The 18,726-nt window shown below is 72.7% G+C and carries 16 protein-coding genes; 12 read left to right on the plus strand and 4 right to left on the minus strand.

The window, feature by feature from the left end:
* Positions 1-62: 62 nt before the first annotated feature.
* A complete protein-coding gene (gene nudC / locus BL253_RS02420; protein ID WP_076813204.1) occupies positions 63-1,151 on the plus strand; it encodes an NAD(+) diphosphatase in 1,089 nt (362 codons plus the stop codon).
* Between the two features lie 284 nt (positions 1,152-1,435).
* On the opposite strand, the gene BL253_RS02425 is transcribed toward nudC, so the two are convergent.
* Positions 1,436-2,014 (minus strand): Maf family protein, encoded by a 579-nt coding sequence (locus BL253_RS02425; protein ID WP_076813205.1) that lies wholly within the window; start codon positions 2,012-2,014, stop codon positions 1,436-1,438.
* Positions 2,015-2,391: 377 nt separating this feature from the next.
* Here BL253_RS02425 and glnT point away from each other — a divergent pair, with 377 nt between their 5' ends.
* The 8 genes from glnT (at position 2,392) to BL253_RS02465 (ending at position 10,979) form a co-directional block, all read left to right on the plus strand.
* Positions 2,392-3,789: a type III glutamate--ammonia ligase gene (gene glnT / locus BL253_RS02430; protein ID WP_076813207.1), complete on the plus strand. Its 1,398-nt coding sequence runs from the start codon at positions 2,392-2,394 to the stop codon at positions 3,787-3,789.
* 59 nt (positions 3,790-3,848) lie between these two features.
* Entirely contained in the window at positions 3,849-4,799 is a 951-nt protein-coding gene (locus BL253_RS02435) for a class II glutamine amidotransferase domain-containing protein (protein ID WP_076813209.1), read from the plus strand.
* Complete coding sequence (locus BL253_RS02440; protein ID WP_076813211.1) at positions 4,787-5,581, plus strand: glutamate synthase; 795 nt, start codon at positions 4,787-4,789, stop codon at positions 5,579-5,581. The genes BL253_RS02435 and BL253_RS02440 overlap by 13 nt, the downstream gene beginning before the upstream one ends.
* Positions 5,582-5,613: 32 nt before the next feature.
* Positions 5,614-6,954, plus strand: coding sequence for an FMN-binding glutamate synthase family protein (locus tag BL253_RS02445; protein ID WP_076813213.1), 1,341 nt, complete (start codon positions 5,614-5,616; stop codon positions 6,952-6,954).
* Positions 6,951-7,649: a helix-turn-helix domain-containing protein gene (locus BL253_RS02450; protein WP_096335892.1), complete on the plus strand. Its 699-nt coding sequence runs from the start codon at positions 6,951-6,953 to the stop codon at positions 7,647-7,649. Before BL253_RS02445 ends, BL253_RS02450 begins: the two co-directional genes overlap by 4 nt.
* Positions 7,650-7,934: 285 nt before the next feature.
* Positions 7,935-9,191 carry a sensor histidine kinase gene (locus BL253_RS02455; RefSeq protein ID WP_198946129.1) on the plus strand — a complete coding sequence of 419 codons (1,257 nt, stop codon included), beginning with the start codon at positions 7,935-7,937 and terminating at the stop codon, positions 9,189-9,191.
* Between the two features lie 53 nt (positions 9,192-9,244).
* Positions 9,245-9,889 (plus strand): LuxR C-terminal-related transcriptional regulator, encoded by a 645-nt coding sequence (locus BL253_RS02460; RefSeq protein ID WP_076813239.1) that lies wholly within the window; start codon positions 9,245-9,247, stop codon positions 9,887-9,889.
* A gap of 142 nt (positions 9,890-10,031) precedes the next feature.
* On the plus strand, positions 10,032-10,979 hold the full coding sequence (locus BL253_RS02465) for a hypothetical protein (protein ID WP_241834446.1): 948 nt from the start codon (positions 10,032-10,034) through the stop codon (positions 10,977-10,979).
* Between the two features lie 79 nt (positions 10,980-11,058).
* On the opposite strand, the gene BL253_RS02470 is transcribed toward BL253_RS02465, so the two are convergent.
* The gene (locus tag BL253_RS02470) at positions 11,059-11,751 is read right to left on the minus strand and encodes a cyclase family protein (protein WP_241834447.1); all 693 of its coding nucleotides are present in this window, start codon (positions 11,749-11,751) and stop codon (positions 11,059-11,061) included.
* 100 nt (positions 11,752-11,851) lie between these two features.
* Positions 11,852-12,499, minus strand: a complete 648-nt coding sequence (locus BL253_RS02475; protein WP_198946131.1) for a LysE/ArgO family amino acid transporter — start codon at positions 12,497-12,499, stop codon at positions 11,852-11,854.
* 62 nt (positions 12,500-12,561) lie between these two features.
* Here BL253_RS02475 and BL253_RS02480 point away from each other — a divergent pair, with 62 nt between their 5' ends.
* The gene (locus BL253_RS02480) at positions 12,562-13,470 is read left to right on the plus strand and encodes a LysR family transcriptional regulator ArgP (RefSeq protein WP_076813218.1); all 909 of its coding nucleotides are present in this window, start codon (positions 12,562-12,564) and stop codon (positions 13,468-13,470) included.
* Positions 13,471-13,592: 122 nt separating this feature from the next.
* Positions 13,593-14,630 (plus strand): isopenicillin N synthase family dioxygenase, encoded by a 1,038-nt coding sequence (locus BL253_RS02485; RefSeq protein ID WP_076813220.1) that lies wholly within the window; start codon positions 13,593-13,595, stop codon positions 14,628-14,630.
* Positions 14,631-14,643: 13 nt separating this feature from the next.
* Here BL253_RS02485 and BL253_RS02490 read toward each other — a convergent pair whose 3' ends face one another.
* A complete protein-coding gene (locus tag BL253_RS02490) occupies positions 14,644-15,360 on the minus strand; it encodes a maleylpyruvate isomerase family mycothiol-dependent enzyme (RefSeq protein ID WP_076813222.1) in 717 nt (238 codons plus the stop codon).
* Between the two features lie 498 nt (positions 15,361-15,858).
* Between BL253_RS02490 and BL253_RS02495 the strand changes: the two genes are divergently transcribed.
* A complete protein-coding gene (locus tag BL253_RS02495; protein WP_241834448.1) occupies positions 15,859-17,520 on the plus strand; it encodes an alpha/beta hydrolase in 1,662 nt (553 codons plus the stop codon).
* Positions 17,521-18,726: the final 1,206 nt, after the last annotated feature.

Raw genomic sequence — 18,726 nt, forward strand, 5'->3', positions numbered from 1 at the left:
GCCGCGAGCGTGGACTGGCAGCCCGGCGGCGGGAAGCGGACACGGCGGAGGAGGATGCGGGCGTGAGTGGATTTGGGCTGGTCAGGCCGCCCGCACTGGCAAGCGCCACTGTCCTGCGTGACGAACTGTTCCGGCTGGACATGGGGCGCCAACAGGAGAGCTGGGCGAAGGCACGGGTCATCGTCCTCGACGACGAGGGGCGCGCGACGGTCGAGCTGCCAGGCTCACCACGCGCCCAGCGGCCCGAGCAGGTCGGTGGCGCGCCCGAGTCCTCACCGTCCTCCTCCTCTGATGACACCGATGCCGCCGCCGATGCCGGCATCGGCGGCGCCGCGCGGCTGGTGACCCGGTCAGGGGCGAGCGTCGCGGCGTCCCCGCCGGCCGGCGCCGTGCTGCTCGGCGAGGCCGACGGGACCGTCTACTGGGCGTTGCGCGCTGACCGCGCGGACGGGGGCGCGGCCGCTGGTCCGGGGGCCGAGGAGGTGGCGAAGACCCGCTGGCTGAACCTCGCCACCGTCGGCGGCGAGCTGGTCGGGCTCGACGCCGCTCTGTTCACGACCGCGGTCGCGCTGCTGACCTGGCATGACCGCGCCCGGTTCTGTGCCCGCGACGGCTCGCCGACCCGGCCGACGAAGGCCGGCTGGGCGCGGGTGTGCGCCGCCGGGGAACACGAGGAGTTTCCCCGGACCGACCCGGCGATCATCTGCCTGGTCCATGACGGCGCCGACCAGATTCTGCTCGGCCGGCAGGCGACGTGGCCAGCGGGGCGGTTCTCGGTGCTCGCGGGCTTCGTCGAGGCCGGGGAGTCCCTCGAGGCGTGCGTGGCGCGGGAGATCAACGAGGAGGTCGGCGTCGACGTCACGGACGTCAGCTACCTGGGCAGCCAGTCCTGGCCGTTCCCGCGTTCCCTCATGCTCGCCTTCCACGCCGCCGCGGATCCGTCCCAGCCGATCCGGCTGGACGACAGCGAGATCGCGGAGGCGATGTGGGTTCATCGACGCGACCTCGACGAGGCGCTGGGACGGGGCGACTGGCGCGGCGGCGCCGACGGCCAGCTGCTCCTGCCCGGCCACTCATCGATCGCCCGCATCATGATCGAGTCCTGGGCCGCCCACCGCGACTCGATCCGTGGCATCTCAGCCCGTCTCTAGACAGGCTGAACTGACACACTTCGCGGCACCGCCAGGATGTGTGGTGGATGGGCAAGCCTATAGACGGGCTGGTGCGCCACGGATCGCGATCGAGTGGGCGTCCGGCGGGGGCGGCAACCGTTTGTGGGTGTGGCGGGGTGAAGGGTTCTTGCTCGGCGTTGGCGATGGCTCGCTCAGCGGCCCGTACAGCCGTGTGCGGTTGATTGCGGAGAGTGCCCATTGGTGGGGTGAGTGCTAGTCGGCGGTCGTGGTGAGGGCGCCGCGGTCCGAGAGCGGCGGCGGTGCTAGGCGATGACGCCGAAGGCGGCGAGGAGGCGGCGCAGCGTGGCCGTGGGCAGGCCGATGACGTTGTCGCGGTCGCCGTCGACGCCTGCGACCAGGCGACCGCCCAGGCCCTGGATCGCGTAGGCGCCGGCCTTGTCGAACGGCTCGCCTGAGGCGACGTACTCGCGGATCTCGTCCTCGCCGAGCGGGCGCATCGTCACGGCGCTGGTCGTAGCGCCTTCCCGGTGCTCGCCCGTCGCCGCGTCGACCACGGCGAGCCCTGTCACGACCCGGTGCGTCCGGCCGCCGAGCCGGCTGATCATCTCGACCGCGTCGTCCGAGTCGGTGGGCTTGCCAAAGATGCGTCCGTCCAGTTCGACGACCGTGTCACCGCCTATGACCAGCGCGTCGCCCACGCGTCCCGCCACCGCCCGCGCCTTGCGCCGGGCCAGCTGAAGCGCGAAGTCCTCCGGGCCGGCAAAGGTCTCGACGTTCTCGTCGACGTCGCTGGTCACGACCTCGAAGGCCATGCCCATGCCGGCGAGCAGCTCACGCCGCCGCGGCGACCCGGAGGCAAGCACGATCCGCCTGACAGACATCTGGCTCCTTCACGGCTGACGCGACCGCGCGACTGGCGCCGCGGGTCGCTGAGGGTCGGGACCCGAGCGGTGCCCTCCCGGCCCAGCCAACCCAACCCAATCCAACCCAACCTGGCCGGGCCGGGCCGGGCCGGGACAGGCCAGGCAGCCTTGCCTGGCCAACTCGGCCCGGCGCGGCCTGGCAGCGTGCGGCGCTGGCCGGCTCCGCCGTCGGRCATATCCGCGCGTCAGGCGCATGTCACGAATCGTCACATCCGTGTAATCTGTCGTGTTTCCTGCCCCGATACCTTGTTTCCCGTTAGGGTGCGAGTCGGCGGCAGGGAAACGAGCGTCGACGCGCCATCGCCCGGACCCCTTCCGAGCCAGTGGAGCCTGACGTGACCATCGACGAAAGTGCCCCGCTCACCGGCCCCGTGCCTGCCGCGGGGGCGGGGCTGGACCTCGCCTCCCGCGCCCGCGCGGACGGCGTGAGGTTCATCCTCGCGATGTTCGTCGACCTCGCCGGCAAGCCGTGCGCGAAGCTCGTGCCGATCGAGGCCATCGACGAGCTGCTGGCCGACGGCGTCGGGTTCGCCGGCTACGCGGTGGGCGCGATCGGCCAGGTGCCGTCGGACCCCGACCTGATCGCCATCCCTGACCCGGCGAGCTACACGCCGTTGCCCTGGGTCAAGGAGGGCCTCGCGCTGGTGCACTGCGACCCGCACGTCGAGGGCGTGCCCTGGCACTTCGCGCCGCGGGTGATCCTCAAGGCTCAGCTCGCGGCGGCGAGGAGCCGGCGCCTGGAGCTGTTCGCCGGCGCCGAGATCGAGTACTTCCTGGTCACCCGCGGCCCGGACGGTGCGCTCGGGCTCGCGGACCCGCGAGACGTCGCGCCCCGCCCCTGCTATGACGCCCGCGGCCTCACCCGGATGTACGACCACCTCACCGAGGTCTCGACGGCGATGAACGCGCTCGGCTGGGCGAACTACGCCAACGACCACGAGGACGCGAACGGCCAGTTCGAGCAGAACTTCGCCTACGCCGACGCGCTGACCACCGCCGACCGGGTGATCACCGCCCGCTACCTGATCTCCGTGCTGGCCGAGCGCCGCGGCATGACCGCGACCTACATGCCCAAGCCGTTCGCCGACCGGACCGGCTCCGGCCTGCACCTGCACCTGTCGCTGTGGCATGACGGCACCCCGCTGTTCCCCGCCGGGGACGCCGCCGCGCCGTTCGGGCTGTCCGACATCGCCCGGCGCTTCCTCGCCGGCGTCCTCGAGCACGCGCCCGCCCTGCAGTCGGTCCTCGCGCCGACCGTCAACTCCTACAAGCGCACCGGCGCGACGTCGACCCGCTCGGGCGCGACCTGGTCGCCCAACCGCGCGACCTACGGCGGCAACGACCGCACCCACTACGTGCGCATCCCTGACCACAACCGGATCGAGCTGCGCGGCGGTGACGGCTCCGCCAACCCGTACCTGGCGATGACGGCGGCGCTCGCCGCCGGCCTCGATGGCATCGAGCGCGCGCTCGACCCAGGCGGCCCTGGCCCCGGCCCCGGCGCTGACGCCGACGCCGACGCCGGAACCGGCGGACCGGCGAGGTCCCAGCTGCCGCCGACCCTGCTGCACGCGGTAGAGGCGCTGGGCGCCGATCCGGTCATCGCCGCCGGTCTGGACGCCGCCGGGCCGGGAGTGGCCGCCTACTTCGCCGCGCTCAAGCGCGACGAGTTCTTCGAATGGCACGCGGGCGTCGGTCCCTGGGAGCACGACCGCTACCTCACGGCCTTCTGACCTTTCGCCGGATCCGCCGGACACCGGATTCGCCGCAGCCCCGGAGAGGAGAACGGCCCGTGTGCGGGATCGTCGGGCTCCACCTGCGCGACCCCGAGCTGTACCCCCAGCTCGGGCGCCTGTTGGAGACCATGTTGTGCCAGGTCGCCGAGCGCGGACCTGACTCGGCCGGCGTCGCCGTCTACGGCGACCGGCGCCGCTGCCCGGAGGGCCACGCCGCCGTGTCCGTGCTGCTGCCGATGGCCGCGGGCGCGCCGGCGCCCGGCGCCGTGTCCGCCGCCGTACTGGACGCGGCCAGGGCGGAGCTCTCGGCCGCCGTGCGGGCGGCACTGCCGGGAGAGCCCGAACCGGTGGTGACCGCCGCGGGCGCCACCACCGTGATCGCGGCGCCGGTCGCCGTCGACACGCTTGTCGACGCGGTCCGTCGGTCGGCACCCGCCGCGATGATCGTCGGCTCCGGCCTGGACCTGACCGTCTACAAGGACGTCGGGAATCCCCGGGACCTGGCCGTCACCTACGACCTGGCGAACGCCCAGGGCTGGCAGGGCCTCGCGCACACCCGGATGGCGACCGAGTCGGCCGTCGTCCCGGCGGGCTGCCACCCGTTCTCGGTCGGCCCCGACCAGTGCCTCGTCCACAACGGCTCGTTCGCCAACCACGCGACGATCCGCCGGGAGCTCGAGGCGGAGGGCGCCCGGTTCGACTCGGAGAACGACTCCGAGGTCGGCGCCCGGTTCGTCGCCGCGCGGCTGGCCGAGGGCGTCGACCTGGACAAGGCGCTGCGACTGCTGTGCGAGCGGTTCGACGGCTTCTACACGCTGCTCGTCACCAGCGACGACGGGTTCGCCATCGTGCGCGACGCCATCGCCTGCAAGCCGGCGATCATCGCCGAGACCGGCGCCTGGGTCGCGATGGCCTCGGAGTTCCGGGCGCTCGCGGACCTGCCCGGCATCGACACCGCCCGGATCTACGAACCCGAGCCGGAGAGGGTCTACGCATGGCACCGCTGAGCGACCCGGGGACCGTCGATCCGGCGACCGTCGGGGGAGCGGCTGTCGAGGCGGCCACCCTCACGGAGTCGGCCGCCGACGGCGCCCGCACGGCCGGGACGGTCACCTTCGACCTCGCGGCGACGACGGTACGCGCGCTCAACAGCGAGCTGCACGCCCCGTCCGCGACGTCCTACGAGGTGCTGCGGCCGCAGGGCGCGCACGCGATCGCCGCCGGCGTGCACGCGCCGCTGACGGTCGACATCCGCGGCCACGCCGGCTACTACTGCGCCGGGATGAACGACGGCGCCACGGTCACGGTGCACGGCAGCGTCGGCACCGGGGTCGCCGAGAACATGATGTCGGGCGTCGTGCGGGTCCGCGGCGACGCCTCGCAGTCGGCCGGCGCGACCGGGCACGGCGGGCTGCTGGTGATCGAGGGCTCGGCGTCGATGCGCTGCGGTATCTCGATGAAGGGCATCGACATCGTCGTCGGCGGCGACATCGGCCCGATGAGCGCCTTCATGGCCCAGGCCGGCCGGCTCGTCGTCTGCGGTGACGCCGGCGACGGCCTCGGCGACTCGATCTACGAGGCGCGGATCTACGTCCGCGGCGCGGCCGGCGGCCTGGGCGCCGACTGCGTCGAGAAGGAGCTGCGCCCCGAGCACGCCGCGGAGCTGGCCGAGCTGCTCACCGCCGCCGGCATCGAGCCCACCGGCGCGTACGCACCCACTCGTTTCCGCCGCTACGGCTCGGCCCGCCGCCTCTACCACTTCGCCACCCACAACTCGGCCGCCTACTGATGCCACTCCAGGCCCAGCAAGAGGAGGTTTCCATGACTGGGTATCCGCCGGACACGGCGTCCCTCGGTCTTCGGGAGTCGCACACGTTCGACCGGGCGACGATCGCCGGGATTCAGCGCGCCGCGGCGACCGGCATCTACGACGTCCGCGGCGGGGGCGCCAAGCGGCGGCTGCCGCACTTCGACGACCTGCTCTTCCTGGGGGCGTCGATGTCGCGCTACCCGCTGGAGGGCTACCGCGAGCGGTGTGCCACCGACGTCGTGCTCGGCGACCGCAACGCGAGGTACCCGCTGCACCTGGCGATCCCGGTGACGATCGCCGGGATGAGCTTCGGGGCGCTGTCCGCGCAGGCGAAGGAGGCACTGGGCCGCGGCGCCAGCGAGGTCGGCACCTCCACCACCACCGGCGACGGCGGGATGACGCCCGAGGAGCGCGGCCAGTCCAAGCACCTCGTCTACCAGTACCTGCCGAGCCGCTACGGCATGAACCCGACCGACCTGCGCAAGGCCGACGCGATCGAGGTCGTCCTCGGCCAGGGCGCCAAGCCAGGCGGCGGCGGCATGTTGCTCGGTCAGAAGATCTCCGGGCGGGTCGCTCAGATGCGCACGCTGCCGGCCGGGATCGACCAGCGCTCCGCCTGCCGGCACCCCGACTGGACCGGTCCCGACGACCTGGCCATCAAGATCCTGGAGCTGCGCGAGATCACCGACTGGGAGAAGCCGATCTACGTCAAGATCGGCGCTTCCCGGACGTACTACGACGTGAAGCTCGCGGTCGCGTCCGGCGCGGACGTCGTCGTCGTCGACGGCATGCAGGGCGGCACGGCGGCCACTCAGGACGTGTTCATCGAGCACGTGGGCATCCCCACGCTCGCCGCGATCCCGCAGGCGGTGCAGGCGCTGCGCGAGCTGGGCCTGCACCGGAAGGTGCAGCTCATCGTCTCCGGCGGCATCCGCACCGGCGCCGACGTCGCCAAGGCGATGGCCCTGGGCGCGGACGCGGTCGCGATCGGCACGGCGGCGCTCATCGCGCTGGGCGACAACGACCCGCGCCACGCCGACGAGTACGCGGGAATCGGCTCGGCCGCCGGCTTCTACGACGACTATCAGGACGGTCGCGACCCGGCCGGCATCACCACCCAGGACCCGGAGCTGGCCGCCCGGCTCGACCCGGCCGAGGGCGGCCGCCGGCTCGCCAACTACCTGCGGGTACTGACGATGGAGGCGCAGACGATCGCGCGCGCCTGCGGCAAGTCGCACGTGCGCAACCTGGAGCCCGAGGATCTGGTGGCGCTCACGATCGAGGCCGCCGCGATGGCGCGCGTCCCGCTCGCCGGCACGAGCTGGATCCCCGGGCAGGGCGGAGCCCCGTGAGGGGCGACGGCGAGGATCCGGACGTGGCCGGCGTCCCGGACGCGGGGTCGGCGACGGGAGAGGTCGGCGGTCCGTCGCCCCAGGTGGGCAGGCTCGAGCGGGTGATCGCGGCCCAGGTGCGGCGGATGCGGCAGGCCGCCGGGCTCACCCTCGCCGAGCTGGCGGCGCGCAGCGGCATCTCGAAGCCGATGCTCTCGAAGATCGAGAACGCGAACACCAGCTGCAGCCTGACGACGCTCGCCCGGCTCGCCGACGGCCTCGACGCGCCGGTGACGTCACTGTTCCGTGGCGCGGACGACCAGCGGGAGGCCGTCCTCACCCCGGCCGGCGCCGGTGCCCGCATCGTCGCCCGGGGCACCCGGGTCGGCCATGACTACACGCTGCTCGGCGGTCTGCGCGGCCCGCACAAGCGGATGGAGGCGCACCTGGTGACGCTGACGGAGCGCAGCGAGACCTTCCCGCTCTTCCAGCACCCGGGCACCGAGCTGCTGTACATGCTGGAGGGCGAGATGGTCTACGGCCACGGCGAGGCCAGCTACACCCTGCGCCCGGGTGACGCGCTCCAGCTCGACGGCGAGGGCACCCACGGCCCGCAGGACCTGGTCACCCTGCCGATCCGCTTCCTCTCGGTCGTCGCCTACGGCGGTCCCACCAGCGACGAGGACCAGCCCGGCCAGGCGAGCTGGCCACCGTGAGGCCGGTGGGACCGCCTCGCCGGCGGATCTGGACCGGACGCGACCAGTGAGTGGAAAGATCTACTTGGGCAGGCCGGCGCTCGGCTGGGGCGTTCGCCTTGAATATTGTCGACTCGGGCGTGTACGACAGGAACCGGCCAGATGCCGGCGGCGTCGGGTCGGTGGCGGCACCAGCAGGGCTTGGCGAGAGGTTGACGTTGGGTGGGGCTGTGGCCGAGTCGGCGCCTTCCGCGGTCTGGGTTGCCGGGCGTCGGCTTTCTGGTCCGGGTGGGGCGTCGCGCGATCGTGGAGTCGCTGTACCTGCTGACCGCGCCGGTGATCGCGGCGGCCGGTCTGCCGCTGGTGCTCGGCGGGCTGTGCGTGGGAACAGTGGGTCGGCTGGTCGCGGGCAGAGCGCCGGTCGTGGCCGGTGTCGCGGCACCGGTGCGGTGGCTGGCCGACGTGGAGTGGTGGCGGATCGGCAGGGTTCGCTCGGCGGCCGCCGGCGCGGAGAGTCTGGGCCGACGGTCGAGGCCGCGCGGGGCCGCCGCCGCGTCGGACCCGGGGCTGTGGCTAGGCCTGGCCCACGCGGTGGTGGTGCTGCCCGTCGCCCTGCTCACCGCGGTCGTGACGGCGCTGTGGTGGTTCGTCGGGGTCGCCGGCGCGACGACGGCTGTGCGTAACCGGGGTGCGTCCACCGGGACGTTGCGGCCCTTGACCCTGAGCACGGGTGGCGCCCAGTCCCACATCGACGTGAGCCTCGGCCTGACCTCGCCGGCCGACCGGATGGCCTTCGGGACCGTGGTGGGGCTGTCGCTGCTGATGGTGCTGCCGCTGGTGACGCGGGTGTGCGTCGCCGCGCAGGCCGGGCTGGGGCGGGCGCTGCTGTCGGAGGCGTCCCCGTTGCACCGCAGGATCAGCGGGCTGGAGCATGAGCGCGACACCGCTCGCGCGCAGACCGTCGCCGCGGTGACGGCCGAGGCCGCGGCGCTGCGCCGGCTCGAACGCGACATCCACGACGGGCCGCAGCAGCGGCTGGTCCGGCTGGCGCTGGAGCTGGGCCGCGCGCAGCGTCATCTCGACCGCAGGCCCGAGGCCGTCCGGGAGGCGCTCRCCGACGCGATCGTCCAGGCCGAGGAGGCGTTGGACGAGCTACGGGCCCTGTCGCGTGGCATCGCGCCGCCGATCCTCGTCGACCGTGGCCTGCGCGAGGCGCTCGCCGACCTGGCCGCGCGCTCGACGGTGCCGGCCCAGCTCGACGCCGGGCCGCTGAGCCAGCGGCCGGCGGCCGCCGTCGAGACGGCCGCGTACTTCGTCGTCTCCGAGGCCCTGACGAACGTGGCCAAGCACAGCCACGCCGACGGGTGCGTGATCGGACTGCGGCACGATGGGGGAGCTCTGCGGGTCTGGATAGCGGACGACGGGGTGGGCGGCGCGGCGTTCGACAAGGGGCACGGACTGCGTGGGCTGGACGACCGGGTGCGGGCGGTCGGCGGCGAGCTACGGGTCCTCAGTCCACCTGGCGGCCCGACGACGATCACCGTGGAGCTGCCGTGCGACTGACCGCGGACGACACGACTCCCGAGCCACGGCCGGGACACACGGCCGGCGGGGGGCTGCGGATCGTCGTGGCCGACGACTCCGTGCTGCTGCGTGAGGGCCTCATCCGGCTGCTCGCCGAGGAGGGGCACCGGGTGGTGGCCGCGGTCGGTGACGGCCCCGCCCTGGTCGAGGCGGTGCTGCGGCACCGCCCGGACGTCTCGGTCGTCGACGTCCGGATGCCGCCGACGCACACGGACGAGGGCCTGCGGGCGGCGATCGGCGTCCGTGCGCGCCTTCCCGGCTCACCCGTGCTGGTGCTCAGCCAGTACGTCGAGACGTCGTACGCGGCGGATCTGCTCGCGGACGGCTCCGGCGGGATCGGCTACCTGTTGAAGGACCGGGTCGCCCGGGTGGACGAGTTCCTGGACGCGCTGGAACGGGTCGCCGAAGGCGCGACGGTGCTCGACCCGAGGGTCGTCGCGCAGCTGCTCGGCGGGCAACGGCGCGGCGGCGCGTTGGAGTCGCTGACCCCGCGGGAACGCGAGCTGCTGGCACTGATGGCCGAGGGCCACTCCAACGCGGCTATCGCCCGACGACTGGTCCTGTCGGCCAGCGCGGTCGAGAAGCACATCGGCAACATCTTCGCCAAGCTCGGCCTGCCGCCGGACGAGGCTCAGCACCGCCGGGTGCTCGCCGTCCTGGCCTACCTCCGCGCCTGACCCTCCGCGCCTGACGGCGGGCGCGGCCCTTTTCGCCTCTCCCGCGGCGACCTGGTCCGGTCCGCGGGGTGGGGCCTGCCACACCCTCGATGTCCGGCGCGCTCCGGTGACCGGGCGACGCTTCCACGAAACCGTGGGAGCCATGGTTACTTCGCCCATTCCGACAGGCCGCCACGCGGCTCCGAACACGAAACGGGCCCGGGGCGCCCGGGGCGCCCGGGGCGCCACGCCGCCCCCGGGCGCCGTCTCCGGCCGCGCGCTCGGGGTGCTGGCCGCCCTTGCCGCGGCCCTCGTCGCCGCCTTCGTCCTCGCCCCGGCCCGGCTGGCGGCGGACGGCGGTTCCGGGGACCTCGTCGACCACCGTCACCTCGTCGAAGGCGTGCACGGCGCCTTCGTCCAGTACTGGCGTTCCGGCGACCGCGATCTCACCCCGGACCTCGCGCGGATCGTCGACTACTGGTTCCGCTACCACGTGGTCAAGGGCGCGATCGCCGCGGCGCTGCTGATCGTGCTCGTCGCGCTGACCGTCCTCGTCTGGAAGATGTTCCTGCGGGCAGAGGGTCGTGGGACAGCAGAGGGTCTTGGGACGGTCGCCCGGGCGGCCCTCGCGTCGGCCGGCACGTTCGCGACGATGCTCGCGATGGTCGCGCTGGCGGCGGTCATGGCCAACATCCAGGGGATGAAGGCGCCGTTCGCCTCGCTGCTGCCGATGCTGACCGAAGGGGCGACCGACCCGGAGCTCGCGACCGCGCTCGACCAGGCCACCCAGGCCCTGGCTGACCCCGCGCGCACCGGTGCGCGGACCCCGCCGGCCATCGACGTGATGTCCGACGACTTCGCCCGGTACCACGTGGCGCTGGCCGTGGTCGCCGCGATCGCGGCGACCGCCCTCCTCGGTACCAGCGTGCTGCTGTGGCGGAGGTTCGCGAGGGCGGCGTCGGCGGACAGGCGAACGCGACGCGTGCTGGGATCCTTCGGTGTCCTGTCCGCCGTGCTGACGCTGGGCCTGCTCGTCCTCATGGTGGGGAACATCAATGCCGCGGGCCACTCGCCGCGGGTGCTCCTTGACGCCCTCCGCGGCGGACTGTGACGGACCTCGCCGCGTACGCCCCGGCGCGCCGCTGCCGTGCGTGGCCTCGGCGGCCGTGCACGGCGGCGGTGCGGACGGGTCAGGCGGGGGTGCCGCGCGGGTCTGCCCGGGCGATGGCCCGGATCGGGGCGCCGTCGGCGCCGGCGAGCGAGAGGGGGAAGAGGAACAGCTCGATCGTGTGGCCGGCGTGCCGCGCCGCGAGCAGGCGCTCGGCGCCGGTGAGGTTCTCGGCGATGACGACGCCGGCCCGGCAGAGAATCTCGTGCGCGGGCAGGGCGAACGGCTCGGCCGGGCCCGTCGTGCGGTCGACGCTTGCCGCATCGACGGCGACGGTGCGCGCCCCGGACGCGACGAGCGCTCGTGCCGCCCGGGTGCCGAGGTACGGGTGGCGCAGGTACTCGTCCGTTCCCCAGTGCGCCGACCAGCCGGTCACGATGACGACGATCGCGCCGTCGGCGACGGCGGTGGGCACCGCCTCTGGGCCGATCTCGGCCGCCGGGCCGTACTGCCGCGCGTCGACGAGGACCGCGGGCCCGGTGAACCGATCGAGCGGGATCTCGTCGAGGCGAGGGAGCGCGTCGTCGATGTGGTAGGGCGCGTCGACGTGGGTTCCCGTCTGCGATCCCAGATGAACTCGGCGTACGTTGACGCCCGAGTCGGCGACCGTCAGCGCCGCCGAGACCTCGACCTCGGGATCCCCCGGATAGACCGGCATCCCCGCCGTGATCGGCACCGTCAGGTCGATCAGCTCCACATCCGCGGCGTCCGTCACATGACTCAGCTTGGCAGCAACTCAGGCTCGCCGGCGACGGACAGCGCCGCGCGGGCGCCCTCGGCGAGGCTCCGGCCCTTCAGGTTGAGGCGCCGGCCCTTCAGAGGGACGCCAGGCGATAGGCCACGTACARCATGGTCAGGCCGATGGCGAGGTCCAGGGCGCGCCAGGTCATGGGGCTGGCCAGGGCACCGGAGGCGAGGCGCGCGCCGTAACCGAGGCCGGTGAACCACAGGCAGCTCGCGAGGCCGGCGCCGGCGGCGAAGCACCATCGCCCGGTCGTCCCCTCGTTGCCGCCGACGGTGCCGAGGATGAGCACGGTGTCCAGGTAGACATGCGGGTTCAGCCAGGTGAAGGCGGCCGTGCGCGCCGCGACCGCGGCCCGTGCCGATCCGGCCGATCCGGCCGATCCGGTCACCTGAGCAGGGGAGCCGCCGTCGACGCGCAGTGACGAGGGTGCGCGCCAGGCACGGCGCAGTGACCCGGCGGCGAACCAGAGCAGGAAGGCGATGCCCAGCCAGCGGACAGCCGCCAGTGCCGGCGCGGTTCGGGTCAGCAGGCCGCCGAACCCACCGACGCCGGCGACGATCAACGCCAGGTCCGAACCCGCGCAGATCGCGACGACCGTGCCGACCCACTGCCGAGCGAGTCCCTGGCGAAGGACGAAGGCATTCTGCGCGCCGATGGCGACGATCAATGAGAACCCGGTCAGCAGACCGGCCACGGCGGAGGCGAGCACGGCCGTCACGCTAGGCTCGTCCACCCGCTGAAGGCCAACGAAAGTTTCTTCAGATTCATTAGCATCGCTGCATGACCCTGGAGCTGCCGCCGGCGCAGCTGGCGACCCTCGTGGCCATCGTCGAACTCGGCAGCTTCGACGCCGCCGCCCGCCACCTGCACCTGTCGCCGAGCGCGGTCAGCCAGCGGATCCGCGCGCTCGAGTCGGCCGCCGGCCAGGTCCTCGTCCGCCGCTCGGCGCCGTGCCGGCCCACCTCCGCCGGGGAGGCGCTACTGCGTTTCGCCCGCCAGAGCAGGCTGCTGCAGGCCGAGGCGACAGAGGCGCTCGGCGGCCGCTCCTCGCCCAGGGCCGAGGTGTCGGTGGCGGTCAACGCGGACTCGCTCGCCACCTGGTTCGCGGACGTCGTCGCCGCGGCCGCGCACTGGGAGGACGTCGTGCTGCGGCTGCACGTCGAGGACCAGGCGTTCTCCGCCGACCTGCTCCGCGGCGGCGAGGCTCTGGCAGCGGTGACCAGCGACCCGGTCGCGGTCCAGGGCTGCTGGGCGGAGCCGCTCGGCACGCTGCGCTACCACCCGGCGGCCACCCCGGGACTCGCCGGCCGCTGGCGGCTCGCCGCCGGGGGCTACCAGTGGGACCGGATGCCGCTCGTCGTCTTCAACGAGAAGGACGACCTCCAGCATCAGCTCCTGCGCGAGATGGGCGTCCCCRGCGCCCCGGCGGCGCACCGGGTGCCCACGACAGCGGACTTCCACACGGCGGTCCGCCTCGGCCTCGGCTGGGGCATGCTGCCCGAGGCGCAGCTGACGGACGACCTCGCCGCCGACCGGTTGGTCGTCCTGACCGACGCCCACCTCGACGTCGCGCTGCACTGGCAGCGCTGGCGGCTCGACTCCCCGCTGCTCGACCGGCTGAGCACGGCGGTCCGGGCCGCCGCGGCCCGCCACCTGCGCCGCGACGGGCCGGGCTCGCCCCGGGCCTAGACTGCCCGCGAGATCCCCATCCGAATCGGCCATCGCGGCCGGCGGACGGGGCACGTCGTGGGTCAACGTCGACCGGGCGTCGGCGACCGATTCCGCGTGCCTTCCAAGTGGGAGCGAGAACCATGAGCACACCCGAGTACGCGCTGACCGAGCTGGCCAGGGAGAGCCGGCTGGGCGGGGCTGGGACCGAGGCGACCGACCGGGATATCCGGCGGATCTCGCTGCGGGACTTCGACGCCCGGCGGGACGAGGTCACCGGCCAGCTGTGGTCGGCGGCGGCCGACATCGGATTCTTCCAGCTGGTCGACCATGGGATCGACGCGGCCGAGGTCGATGCGGCGTTCGCCGCGACGGAGGCATTCTTCGGGTTGCCGGACGAGGTGAAAGGCCGGTTCCCGCTGAAGAAGGGGCAGAACGCCGGCTGGGAGAAGATGACCCAGGTTCGGCCGTCCACTCKCACGGCGGACCAGAAAGAGTCGTTCCAAATCACCCGGCCGCGCATGGACGGGCTGTGGCCGACCGACGCCGAGCTCGCCGGTTTCCAGGCCACCATGCTCGCGTTCGAGCGGCGCTGCTGGGAGCTGGCGATGCTCGTCCTCGGCTGCTTCGCCGACCGGCTCGGCTTYCCCCGCGACTTCTTCACCGCCRCCCACGAGCCGGCGAGTCCGACCTACCAGAGCACGCTGCGGCTGCTGCACTACTTCCCGGTGCCGCCGGAGGTGCGCGACACGCCCGGGCTCTGGCGAGCGGGGGCGCACACCGACTTCGACTGCCTCACCCTGCTGTTCCAACGGGCGGGCCAGGGCGGCCTGCAGGTCATGCCGGGCAAGGAGGCCGCCGGCGAGCGGTGGACGCCGGTGCCGGCCACCACGGACGCCATCACGTGCAACATCGGCGACATGCTGACGCGCTGGAGCGACGACGCGCTGCCGTCGACGTTCCACCGCGTCCGGCTGCCCGGGGCGGGCGAGTACGACGGGTCCCGCTACAGCTTGGCGTTCTTCGCGCAGGCCAACACCGATGCCGTGATCAGCAGCCCCTCGGGCCGCCACCCGGACATCACCGCCGGCGACTACCTCCTCCAGCGCATCCAGGCCAACTTCGCCGCGGCTGGCGAAGTCGGGCGCGGCGAAGTTAGGCGCGGCGAAGTTAGGCGCTGAGTGCCCCGCCCTGTCAGGTGGGGCGCAGCGCCGTCAGGAGGTCCTGGTCGCCGAAGGCGGTCAGGCCGGTGGCGTCGAAGGGGACCCGGCCCCAGAGGGCCAGGAGGACCTGGCTGGCCGGGCCGCGTAGGCCCGCGTCGCCCTTGTGATGACCCTCGGTGACGTCGACCGCGTCGCCGGTCAGGCTGATCATCCACTCGCCTGGCGTGTCCGTGAGATGCACATGGGCGGTCCCGTCGCCGCTCTTGGACAGGCCGGCGGCGCGGGCGGCCGGCAGCAGGACGCGCAGCGCCTCGTCGACGCCGTCCGCGGCGAAGACCGGGTCGAACTCGCGGGTCTCGCCGACCGCGCCGGCCGCGTCCCAGGCGTGGATCTGCGTCTCGTGGGACAACCGGCGGCGCCAGAAGCCGGTGACCTGCGGCTCGAGGGTGAAGTTCCACGCGGGAGCCGCCGGGTCGAGGTCCCGGAACGCGGCGAGCGTGCCGGCGACTCCACGGCGGAAGTACTCGACGAGTGCGTAGTTCTCGGCCGGCGGGCGCTCGACCCGGGGCGGCGGGTCGACGACGCCACGGGGAAGATGCGTCACCGTCGAGTCGAGCAGCCGGCCGACGTGGCTCAGCAGCCGGCGGTTGTCCCAGCCGGGACAGGAGGGCACGGGCGCGTCGAGGTCCTTGGCCGCGGCGGCGAGGAGCGCCTCGGCCTCCGCCTGGAACAGTGCTGGGTAGTCCACGTCCGGAGTCTGTCGCTTTCCCGTCCGAAACGCACCCACCCGCTCTTCCGCGGCCGGCCAGGACAGGTCGATCAGGCAACAGGGGCGGACAGGGCCAAGGCTCTGTCAKGGCCGACCGACGTAAGACCATCATTTATGACAAAGCGAGCGATTCGAGCGCTCTCGCCGGGAGGGGTCGCACGGGGCGGGGGGTTGTCCGCGCAGAGGATTGGGGCCCAGGTGGGGCGGGGAGACAACACGACGCGACTGTCACGCAAAGCGATTGATCTGTCGCCCGTGCTGGCGGCTCGTCGCTGACCGCCGCGCCAACCGGCGCCGCGCCGACCCGACCGGAGGCCGAGGCCCGTGAACCAGCCCTGGCGGTACCAGGACCAAAGCCTGCGTCGGGACGCGCATCGAAGCCCTCACCAAGGTCACTGGCACGCGGGCGCAGGGGGGAAGCAGGACGCGGCGGCCGCCGGCTCGCGACGGGCGCGCCTCACCGGCGCGCTGGCACTGGTGTCACTCACCGTGGCCGGCCTCGTCGCCCCGACGACGGCCGCCGGCGCGGCGGTGGCCTTGCCTCGGCAGGCCGGGACGGACCGCCTGTCGGCATGGACGGCGTGCGGTAAGGGGCTGGAGTGCGCGACGCTGCCCGTGCCGCTGGACTACGCGCATCCCGGCAAGGGGACCATCGACCTCGCGGTGATCCGCCGCCTGGCGGCCGACCCGGCGCGGCGGCTGGGATCCCTCGTCTACCTGGAAGGTGGGCCTGGCGTCTCCGGTGTCGACTCCATCCGGACCTACCCGGAGCTGTTCGACAAGGCCGTGCGCGACCGGTTCGACATTGTTGGGTTCGACCAGCGGGGCGTCGGCGCGAGCGGGCCCGTCCACTGCCTCACCGACCAGCAGAAGGCCAGCGAGCTGTCCGGCAGCGCCGTTGTTCCGCACCGGGCCGCTGGTGCTGGTGCGGGGGCTGGTGCGGGTGCGGGTGCAGGCCGGCTGGCGGGCGGCTCCTACTCGGGTTCTTCCCCGGCCGTTTCCTCGGGCATCGCCGGCTCGGCTCACGGCTCATCCCCGGCGCCCGCCACGGGCGCGCCCGCCGGGGAGGCGCCTGCCCGGGAGAGCGAGGTGCTGGCCGGCTTCGACGAGACCGCCGCATCGGACCGCCTGGCCGCGCGGGGCTGCGAACGCTTGAGCGCGGCGCTGTTGCCGTATCTGTCGACCGAGTTCGCGGCTCGCGACCTCGAGGTGCTGCGCGCCGCGCTCGGTGACGATCGGCTGACTGCCTACGGCGGCTCGTATGGCACGGAGCTGGGCGCCACCTATGCCCAGCTGTTCCCGACCCGGATTCGCGCCTTGGTCCTCGACGCGGTGGTCGACCCGAGGCTGTCCGCGAACGATCCGTTCGCGGAGACCCGGTTGCAGGCGCTGGGCTTCGAAGCGGCCTTCAACGCCTTCCTCGCCAGCTGCGCGAGCGATTCCAACTGTGGCTTCGGCCATGGCGACCCCGGGGGCGCCTACGACCGGCTGATCGCCCGGCTTGCCAAGCACCCGATCCAGGTGGAGGGCAAGGACGCGGACAAGACCCGGTCGGTTGACGACTCCACCGCGATCACGGCCGTGCTCCAGCTGCTCTACAGCGAGGAGCAGTGGCCGATCCTCGCGGCTGCCCTGCAGCTGGCCGACGACTACAACGACGGCTCGGTGCTGCAGGCGCTCGCCGACCAGGGCTCTGGCAGGCGCCCGGATGGCACGTACGACAACTCGTTCGACGCGAACACCGCCATCAACTGTGCTGACCAGACCTACCCGACCGACCTCGCCGTCTTTCGACGGTTCGTGCGCGATCTCTCCCGGGATGCGCCGCGCTTCGGCGCATCGCTCGCGCTTGGTGGCATGACGTGCGCCTTCTGGCCGGTCCGGTCCGCCGACCGTTACACCGGACCGTTCCGCGCCGAGGGTTCGCCGCCAATTCTGCTGATCGGCACCACCGGCGACCCCGCGACGCCGTACGCCGAGGCGCGTTCGCTTGCTGGGCAGCTGGCGAACGCTGTCCTGCTGACCTGGCGCTCCTACACGCACGGCGCCTACGAAGGCCCCAGCACCTGCGTCCACGACGCCGTCAACCGTTACCTGATCGACCTGGTCACGCCGAAGCCCGGCACGGTCTGCGCGTAACCATGATGAGAATTGGTCCTCTACCACCCGGCGGCCCCGACCAGCCAGGCCACTCGCGACCGAGAATTTGTGGAACGCCGAGAGTCGGCACGGTTTCCGGCGCCGAGGGAGATCCTCGTTCTCGAGAAGCCAGGCGGCCGCTTGGGTCCATCAAGCCTCGCATTCCCTGCCTCGTCCTGTCCGACGGGGACGGAGGCCAGCGCGAAGTACACGCTCGCCCGGGAGGGCGGGTCACCCAGCCGACGCGACACCACGCCGGTCTGCTCCAGCACATAGTCGACCAGCTTTGAACCCTGGGGCGGCCACGTAGGCTCGCGTGGCGCCACCGGCCCGGCACGTGGGCTTTCAGGTGTGGGTGACGTCGAAGCGCCCCCTGTTTTCCCATCTTGGTTCTTCCATCTTTTTCCTCACCAGTCGGACTTCCTGGATGAATACCGCCGAGGCCGGCGGTGTCTGGTGTCGTCCCCGGCACATCGACCGGTCGCCACGACGTCGTCTGCGGAACCAGGACTCCGGCACGCGCGGCGCCGGCTCCGTTGTCCAGTCTCCAGGCATTGAATCCAGACGCCGGGCGACCACCGGGATCGGCCGGCTGTCTCGGTCGCGAAATGAATCACGCGCTTCGAATTTCCCGGCCKAGTTCACGTCGTTTCTCCACCGCGGTCTCCGTCCTTGTTGAGGCGGAGGATCGGGCCTGGGAGGGGAAACTGGCAACCCGTGCCGGAGTGGGGTCACGAAAAAGCCTTCAGGGTGGCGCGAAATCCCGGTTATGGATCCCGCAAACATGGTCCCGGTGACAATTTACTGGTTACCCTGAGTGACATCACTGTGTGTGATGTTGGGTGTCGGGTACAGATTCGACAGCGATTAATTGCTCACTGTGAGCGACATCGTCGAATGGATTGTCACCTTTTCTTCCAAGCATAAAGAACGCGCAAGGGGGGTCCTTATGAGGCTCGACAGGAAGCGAGTGTGTGCTGCGCTGGCTGCGGCCCCGGTGGCTGCGGTGCTGATGTTCGCCCAGTCCGCTGAGGCGGCTRCTCAGGGTGGGTCGACTGGCTCCTTCGGTGGCGGTGGCGCTCAGGGTGGGTCGACCGCTTCCTTCGGTGGCGGCGGTGGTGCTCAGGGTGGGTCCACTGGTTCCTTTGGCCGGGGTGGCGGTGCTCAGGGTGGGTCCACCGGTTCCTTTGGCCGGGGCGGTGGCGC

It is taken from the genome of Pseudofrankia asymbiotica (genome assembly GCF_001983105.1).
Classification (GTDB): Bacteria; Actinomycetota; Actinomycetes; order Frankiales; family Frankiaceae; genus Pseudofrankia; species Pseudofrankia asymbiotica.